The organism is Paracoccus sp. (in: a-proteobacteria) (genome assembly GCF_046462195.1).
GTDB lineage: Bacteria > Pseudomonadota > Alphaproteobacteria > Rhodobacterales > Rhodobacteraceae > Paracoccus.
The window spans coordinates 1-6,856 of sequence record NZ_JBKGUN010000023.1; the positions used below are offsets into that span (position 1 = coordinate 1).

Annotated in this window: 9 protein-coding genes and 1 pseudogene; 4 read left to right on the forward strand and 6 right to left on the reverse strand. The window is 61.5% G+C overall.

The window, feature by feature from the left end; all coding sequences use genetic code 11:
* The 4 genes and pseudogenes from ACLHHB_RS01500 to betC all read left to right on the forward strand — a co-directional run.
* Positions 1-105: pseudogene (locus ACLHHB_RS01500) on the forward strand (electron transfer flavoprotein subunit alpha/FixB family protein); the annotation flags it as partial.
* Between the two features lie 117 nt (positions 106-222).
* Positions 223-1,098 (forward strand): 3-hydroxybutyryl-CoA dehydrogenase, encoded by an 876-nt coding sequence (locus tag ACLHHB_RS01505; RefSeq protein ID WP_410216513.1) that lies wholly within the window; start codon positions 223-225, stop codon positions 1,096-1,098.
* Positions 1,099-1,177: 79 nt separating this feature from the next.
* Entirely contained in the window at positions 1,178-2,113 is a 936-nt protein-coding gene (gene choX / locus ACLHHB_RS01510) for a choline ABC transporter substrate-binding protein (protein WP_410216514.1), read from the forward strand.
* 4 nt (positions 2,114-2,117) lie between these two features.
* Positions 2,118-3,608: a choline-sulfatase gene (betC, locus tag ACLHHB_RS01515; RefSeq protein ID WP_410216515.1), complete on the forward strand. Its 1,491-nt coding sequence runs from the start codon at positions 2,118-2,120 to the stop codon at positions 3,606-3,608.
* Positions 3,609-3,647: 39 nt separating this feature from the next.
* Here betC and ACLHHB_RS01520 read toward each other — a convergent pair whose 3' ends face one another.
* The 6 genes from ACLHHB_RS01520 to ACLHHB_RS01545 all read right to left on the reverse strand — a co-directional run.
* The gene (locus ACLHHB_RS01520; protein ID WP_410216516.1) at positions 3,648-4,049 is read right to left on the reverse strand and encodes a DUF2852 domain-containing protein; all 402 of its coding nucleotides are present in this window, start codon (positions 4,047-4,049) and stop codon (positions 3,648-3,650) included.
* Between the two features lie 80 nt (positions 4,050-4,129).
* Positions 4,130-4,744: a TetR/AcrR family transcriptional regulator gene (locus ACLHHB_RS01525; RefSeq protein WP_410216517.1), complete on the reverse strand. Its 615-nt coding sequence runs from the start codon at positions 4,742-4,744 to the stop codon at positions 4,130-4,132.
* A complete protein-coding gene (locus tag ACLHHB_RS01530; RefSeq protein WP_410216518.1) occupies positions 4,744-5,022 on the reverse strand; it encodes an HPr family phosphocarrier protein in 279 nt (92 codons plus the stop codon). The genes ACLHHB_RS01525 and ACLHHB_RS01530 overlap by 1 nt, the downstream gene beginning before the upstream one ends.
* Positions 5,019-5,438, reverse strand: coding sequence for a PTS sugar transporter subunit IIA (locus tag ACLHHB_RS01535; RefSeq protein WP_410216519.1), 420 nt, complete (start codon positions 5,436-5,438; stop codon positions 5,019-5,021). The genes ACLHHB_RS01530 and ACLHHB_RS01535 overlap by 4 nt, the downstream gene beginning before the upstream one ends.
* Before the next feature lie 31 nt (positions 5,439-5,469).
* Entirely contained in the window at positions 5,470-6,435 is a 966-nt protein-coding gene (gene rapZ / locus ACLHHB_RS01540) for an RNase adapter RapZ (protein ID WP_410216520.1), read from the reverse strand.
* Positions 6,436-6,463: 28 nt separating this feature from the next.
* Positions 6,464-6,856 (reverse strand): HPr kinase/phosphorylase (locus ACLHHB_RS01545; protein ID WP_410216521.1); only part of this gene is annotated, 393 nt, incomplete at its 5' end.

Here is a 6,856-nt window from a genome sequence, read left to right on the forward strand (position 1 = left end):
GTCGCCATCAACAAGGACGAGGAGGCCCCCATCTTCCAGGTGGCCGACTATGGCCTCGTGGGCGACCTGTTCACCCTTGTCCCGGAACTGACCGAAAAGCTGTAGGGCGCCCCATTCCCCCTGAAGAAGCCAAAACCGCCTCCGCCCCTCGGGGGCGGTTTTGCATTGCAGCAGGGCAAGCCCCACCCTATCGTCCCGGCGACGGAAACCAGAGGTGCACAAATGGCAATTCAATCGGTTGGCGTGATCGGAGCAGGTCAGATGGGCAGCGGGATTGCCCATGTCTTTGCGCTGGCCGGCTATGATGTGCTGATGACCGATATCAGCCAGGAAGCATTGGACAAGGCCATCTCGCTGATCGACCGGAACCTGGAACGTCAGGTCAGCCGCGACAAGATCACGGCCGAAACCAAGGCCGCTGCCATGTCCCGCCTGCGCACGACGCTGAAGCTGCCCGACCTCGGACGGACCGATCTGGTGATCGAGGCCGCCACCGAACGCGAAACTGTCAAGCAGGCCATTTTCGAGGATCTGGTTCCGCATCTGAAACCTGAAACGATCCTGACATCGAATACATCCTCGATCTCGATCACACGGCTGGCCAGCCGCACCGATCGGCCGGAAAAGTTCATGGGCTTCCACTTCATGAACCCCGTCCCGGTCATGCAACTGGTTGAACTGATCCGCGGCATTGCGACGGATGAACCGACCTATCGCGCTCTGCTGGAGGTGGTGGAAAAGCTGGGCAAGACCGCGGCCAGTGCCGAAGATTTCCCCGCCTTCATCGTCAACCGAATCCTGATGCCGATGATCAACGAGGCGGTTTACACGCTTTACGAGGGCGTGGGCTCTGTCCAGTCCATCGACAGCGCGATGAAGCTGGGCACCAACCACCCGATGGGTCCGCTGGAACTGGCCGATTTCATCGGGTTGGACACCTGCCTTGCAATCATGAACGTACTGCATGACGGCTTGGCGGACACGAAATATCGCCCCTGCCCGCTTCTGACCAAATATGTCGAGGCCGGGTGGCTGGGTCGCAAGACCAACCGCGGCTTTTACGATTATCGCGGAGAAACTCCAGTTCCGACGCGCTGATTGTCGCATTCTGACGGTCATTGCGTGACAATCCGCTCTTGACTGGGCGGACAATCAATAAACCCGACAGGAGAGCCCCATGACCAAGCCCCTTCTTGCCGCCGCTTTGGCGCTGACTGCCCTGACCGCTGTTCCGGCCTTGGCCGATGATGCCGCAACCTGCAAGACGGTCCGCTATTCCGACCCGGGCTGGACCGACATCACTGCAACGAATGGCGTCGCGGCCGCACTTCTGGACGCTCTGGGCTACACGCCCGAGATCGCCACGCTGTCTGTTCCCGTCGGATACGAAGCGCTGAAGGGAGCCCAAACGGATGTCTTTCTGGGCAACTGGATGCCCGCACAGCAGAAGTTCCGGGATGACCTGAATGCTTCGGGCGGCGTGACAGAGCTTGTGCAGAACCTGGAAGGGGCCAAGTTCACGTTGGCGGTCAATCCGGCAGGCGCAGAGTTGGAGGTGGCCGATTTCGCCGATCTGGACCAGCATCGTGATGCCTTTGAAGGCAAGATCTATGGGATCGAGCCTGGCGCCCCAGCCAACCAGTCCATCCAGGCAATGATCGATGCGGATGAATTCGGCCTTGGCGACTGGGAGTTGGTCGAAAGCGGCGAACAGGCCATGCTGGCGCAGGTGACGCGCAACCGCACGACGCCGACAGTGTTCCTGGCCTGGGCACCGCATCCGATGAACGAGGCGATCGACATCACCTATCTGTCCGGCGGTGATGCACAGTTCGGGCCGGACTATGGGGGGGCCACGGTTCATACTCTTGCGCGCACTGAATGGGTCGACGCCTGTCCCAACGCCGCCAAACTGTTCACCCAGCTGGTCTTTGACGTGCCGATGGAAAACCAACTGATGGGCAAGATCCTGAATGACGGCATGGACGCCAAGGAGGCCGCTCGCGAATGGATGGCGGCCAATCCCGATCAAATCGAACCTTGGCTGGAGGGTGTCACGACACTGGAAGGCGAGCCTGCCCTGCCGGCGGTGCAAGCGGCCGTGAGCGAGTGAACCGTTGAAGCCCAATATCCTGATCCTGATGGCGGATCAGCTGTCGGGGGTTCTTTTCCCCGACGGCCCCGCCGGCTTCCTGCACGCACCGAACCTCAGGCGGCTGGCCGAACGCTCGGCCCGCTTTGCCAACACCTATACCGGCAGCCCCCTCTGCGCGCCGGGACGGGCCAGCTTCATGTCGGGCCAGTTGCCGCGCCGCACGCGGGTTTACGACAATGCAGCCGAGTTTGCCTCGGATATTCCCACTTATGCGCATCACCTTCGCTGCGCCGGGTATCACACCTGCCTGTCGGGCAAGATGCACTTTGTCGGCCCTGACCAGTTGCACGGCTTCGAGGAACGGCTGACCACCGACATCTATCCCGCCGATTTCGGCTGGACCCCGGACTACCGCAAGCCGGGCGAGCGGATCGACTGGTGGTATCACAACCTTGGCTCCGTCACCGGGGCGGGCGTTGCCGAGATCACCAACCAGCTGGAATATGACGACGAGGTTGCCTATCACGCCTGCCGCAAGCTTTACGATCTGGCGCGCGGACAGGATGATCGGCCTTGGTGCCTGACGGTCAGCTTCACCCATCCGCACGATCCTTTCGTGGCGCGGCGCAAATACTGGGACATTTACGAAGGCATTCCTGAACTGGAGCCTCCCGCCACGATCCCGTACGAGGAAATGGACCCCCATTCCCAACGCTTGATGGACGCCTGCGACTGGCGGGGTCTTGAGATCACCGATGATCACATCCGTCGGGCGCGGCAGGGATATTTCGCCAATATCAGCTATGTCGACGACAAGATCGGGGAAATCCTGGAGGTGCTGGACGCCACCAGGCAGGACACGATCATCTTGTTTCTGTCGGACCACGGCGAGATGCTGGGCGAGCGGGGCCTGTGGTTCAAGATGAACTTCTTCGAAGGCTCAGCCAGGGTCCCGCTGATGATCAGTGCGCCGGGGCTGGAGCCGGGGCGCGTGGATCAGCCGGTCAGCACCATCGACGTCCTGCCGACGCTGTGCGACCTTGCAGGCTTGCCGATGGACGAGATCGCGCCTTGGACCGACGGCGTCTCGCTGGCGCGTGGGGCCGAGCGCGGGCCCGTGCCAATGGAATATGCTGCCGAGGGCAGCATCACCCCGCTTGTCGCCTTGCGGGACGGACGCTGGAAATATGTGGCCTGTCAGGCCGATCCGGACATGCTGTTCGATCTGGAACGCGACCCGTCCGAGCGCCAAAACCTTATTGGCGACCCGGCCCATGCCGACACGCTGGCCCATATGCAGGCGCTGGCACGGCAACGGTGGGATCTGGATGCCTATGATGCCGAGGTGCGGCAGTCTCAGGCGCGCCGGTGGATCGTCTATGAAGCACTGCGGAACGGAGCATATTACCCTTGGGACCACCAGCCGCTGCAGAAGGCGTCCGAGCGCTATATGCGCAATCACATGGACCTGAACGTGCTGGAAGAAAGCAAGCGCTTTCCCCGAGGCGAATGAGGGTACGGGGCCGGTTGCTCCGGCCCCGTGGCATCAGGATCAGGCGTCGGTCTTTTCGCCACGCTTTTCCATGAACTGGTCGAACTCGGACTTGTCCTTGGCTTCACGCAGCTTGGCCAGGAAATCCATGAATTCGCGATGCTCATCCTCCAAGCGCTTCAGCGTCTGTTCGCGATAAGCGTCGAACGCGGTGTTGCCAGTCGATTGCACGACATGGCGCGACGAGTAGCTGCGTTTGCTGCATCCAAACATGCGTTTGCTCCAGATCATGTAGGCAAGAAGGGCAAGGCCGATTGGCCAGAAGGCAACGAAGCCCAGGACCATGGCAACGATCCATGCGGGACGCCCGCGCTGGTCAAGCCAGTCCCGGCCGCGGGAAAGAACTTCGCCAATGCGAGGGCCGTTGGAGGCCGGGCGAAGAACCTCGGGGGCAGTGTTCATCTGGTGTCTCCCTATGTTAATGTTATTCACATTTACATAGATGGGCGTGAGGGTTTTGTGGTCAAGATGAATTGCAAGATTTATTCAGAAATCAGTCCAAGACCGCGCAAATAGATGATCGCGCCACTTTCGAGCATTTCAGCCGGCGCGACAGGGCTGCGGCTACCGGGTTTTCCCCTGCCAAACAGCTCGACTACGCCATGGCTCAGCGCCCAGATATGGTTTGCCACCATGCGGGAGGGCGGTCGACTGTCTTCTGGCAAGCGTGCGGCCAGAGCCTCGGCCGCGGCAATCAGCACGCCCTGCGCGCGGCCGGAGGCTGTGGCCAGTTCGGCATTACCGGCCACTGAAATTCCGGATTCGAACATTGCCATGTAATAGCCGGGCCGCTCGGCCGCGAAATCAAGATAGGCTTGGCCCATCCGCAGGAAGGCTGTCAGGGGCCGCGGGCGTCCGCCGTCGAAGGCGGCCTCCAACCGGGCAGCAAAGTCGAGAAAGCCTTGGCGCGCGATTTCTTCCAGCAGATCTTCCCGGCCCTTGAAATGCCGGTAGGGCGCCGCAGCCGACACCCCTGCACGGCGCGCGGCCTCGGTCAGCGTGAAGGCCTGCGGGCCCTGCTCTTCGATCAGGGCAGCCGTGGCCTCCACCAGTGCCTGACGCAGGTTGCCATGATGATAGGACTTGCGCTCGGGCACTACATGCCTTCGCCGAAATAATCCCCGACCAGACTTTCCAGCGCATCGGCCAGTTCAACAGCTTGGGGCCCGCTGGCGGTGATGCGAATCTGGCTGCCGCGCGGAGCGGTCAACATCAGCAGGCCCATGATCGAATCCCCGGACACGCTGAGCCCGTCCTTCTCCACCAGCACCTGAGCATTGAACCGTTCGACAACGTCAACGAACTTGGCACTGGCGCGTGCATGAAGTCCCTTGACGTTGATGATCGACAGATCACGCGTGATCGACCCGCTCATCGTGCACGAGATCCGGCGCCAAGGGCAGCGGGCGGCACATTATAGGAGTTGATGTACTTGCGCCCGGCTTCCTTGGCGAAGGAAACGGCATCAGGCACCGAAAGGTGACGGGACTTGGCCAGCTTGACCAGCATGGGCAGGTTGGCGCCATACAGGATGGTACGGTCCTGCACCGCACAGGCAGGCAGCGAAAGGTTCGATGGCGAACCTCCGAACAGGTCCGTCACCAGGACGACCCCGTCGCCCAGATCCACGGCATCCGCCGCTGCCTTGATTTCCGCAGTCTTGGCCACGCGGTCGTGATCGTCTTCGATCGCGACGGCAGCAATGCCCACCTGCGGGCCCACGACATGTTCGACCGCGGAAAGATATTCCCGTGCCAAACCGCCATGCGCTACGATGACAATTCCGATCAACGCGCCCCACCAAGTTCAAAAGCTTGCATCGTCAAGACGCCTGCCTCTGCGTCGCAGATGCTTCGCCCGTGGGCGAGGCATCTGCGCCAGAATGCAGCGCCGCTACACGACGCTCGAGTTCCCTATGTCTTATTGACACCGGCCAGCCGGCCTCTGCAAGCGCAACGGCCATCTTTTCCACCAAAGTGACGGAACGATGTTTGCCCCCGGTACAGCCGAAACCGATGGCCAGATGCGATTTGCCCTCCTCCATATGGGCGGGCAGCACGAATTCCACAAGATCGCGTGTCTTCGCGAAGAAGTCGGCAAAGCGGGCATCCGTGATCACATGGTGCTGAACTGCCGCATTCCGACCGTCCAGCGAGCGCAAGCTGGCGTCCCAATGCGGATTGGCAAGAAAACGGCAGTCGAACATCAGGTCCAATCCACGCGGCACTCCGCGTTTGTAGCTGAAGGAATGCAGGGACACCGTCAGGCGCTTGTCGGGGCGAAAATCGAACCAGCGGATCAGGTCCGCCTTCAGGTCATGGGGTGACAGTTCGGTCGTGTCGATCAGCACCTCGGCACGGGTGCGGATCTGGGCCAGCAGATCACGTTCCGCCTGTACGCCAGCCATTGGCTCGCTATCAGGGGTCAGGGGGTGGCGGCGGCGCGTCTCGTTGTAACGGCGCACCAGAACATCCGGATCACAGTCAAGAAACAGGACCTCGGGGGCATAGCGCGGGCTGCGCGTCAAGCGGTCGATCAACTCTATTACATTCGATGCCGAAAAATCCCGATTGCGGACGTCCAGCCCCAAGGCCAGAGGCACCGGGCGCGCCGGGCCGTCCAGCAACCGCGGGATCAGCGACAAGGGCAGGTTGTCGATCGCCTCGAAGCCCAGATCCTCCAGCACGTTGATCGCGGTCGAACGCCCTGCCCCTGAAGGACCTGTAATCAGAACGACCCTCTGGATGTCAGGCTGCGGATTGTCGTGAGGCTGGCTGTCATCGATCATGCGGCATCCTTCCGACGGAACGGCAGGCTCAGGCCAGGCGGTGCCCCAGCATCAGCTGCCGCAATGCAGCATAAAGATGCGGCCGATAGGGCCCGGGCACAAGCGAAACACGGACGCCCAGCCATTCATGGTCAAGTTGCTGTGGCAACCTTTCCACGCCCTCCAGACCAAGGTTGCAAGCCAGCATCACTGGCACCGGGCCAAAGGACGCGGCCGAAAGGATGCCCACACCTCGCGCCTCGATCTGGCCGCGAAGCGGGGCAGGACAATCGGCAAGCAAGGTCCCTCTTTCCAGACGCAGATCCGTCCGGTCATCCGCCACGAGAACTGCCCCCACAGCCATCAACTGCAACGCAAGCGTAGACTTGCCAGAGCCTGACGGTCCGAGGATGAGCACCCCCTTTTCTTCAATCGCGACTGT

What these genes read in the sequence shown, in the direction of transcription:
- ACLHHB_RS01505 (WP_410216513.1), top strand. Translation starts at nt 223, where the DNA reads ATGGCAATTCAATCGGTTGGCGTGATCGGAGCAGGTCAGATGGGCAGC.
- choX (WP_410216514.1), top strand. Translation starts at nt 1,178, where the DNA reads ATGACCAAGCCCCTTCTTGCCGCCGCTTTGGCGCTGACTGCCCTGACC.
- ACLHHB_RS01520 (WP_410216516.1), bottom strand. Translation starts at nt 4,049, where the DNA reads ATGAACACTGCCCCCGAGGTTCTTCGCCCGGCCTCCAACGGCCCTCGC.
- ACLHHB_RS01530 (WP_410216518.1), bottom strand. Translation starts at nt 5,022, where the DNA reads ATGAGCGGGTCGATCACGCGTGATCTGTCGATCATCAACGTCAAGGGA.
- rapZ (WP_410216520.1), bottom strand. Translation starts at nt 6,435, where the DNA reads ATGATCGATGACAGCCAGCCTCACGACAATCCGCAGCCTGACATCCAG.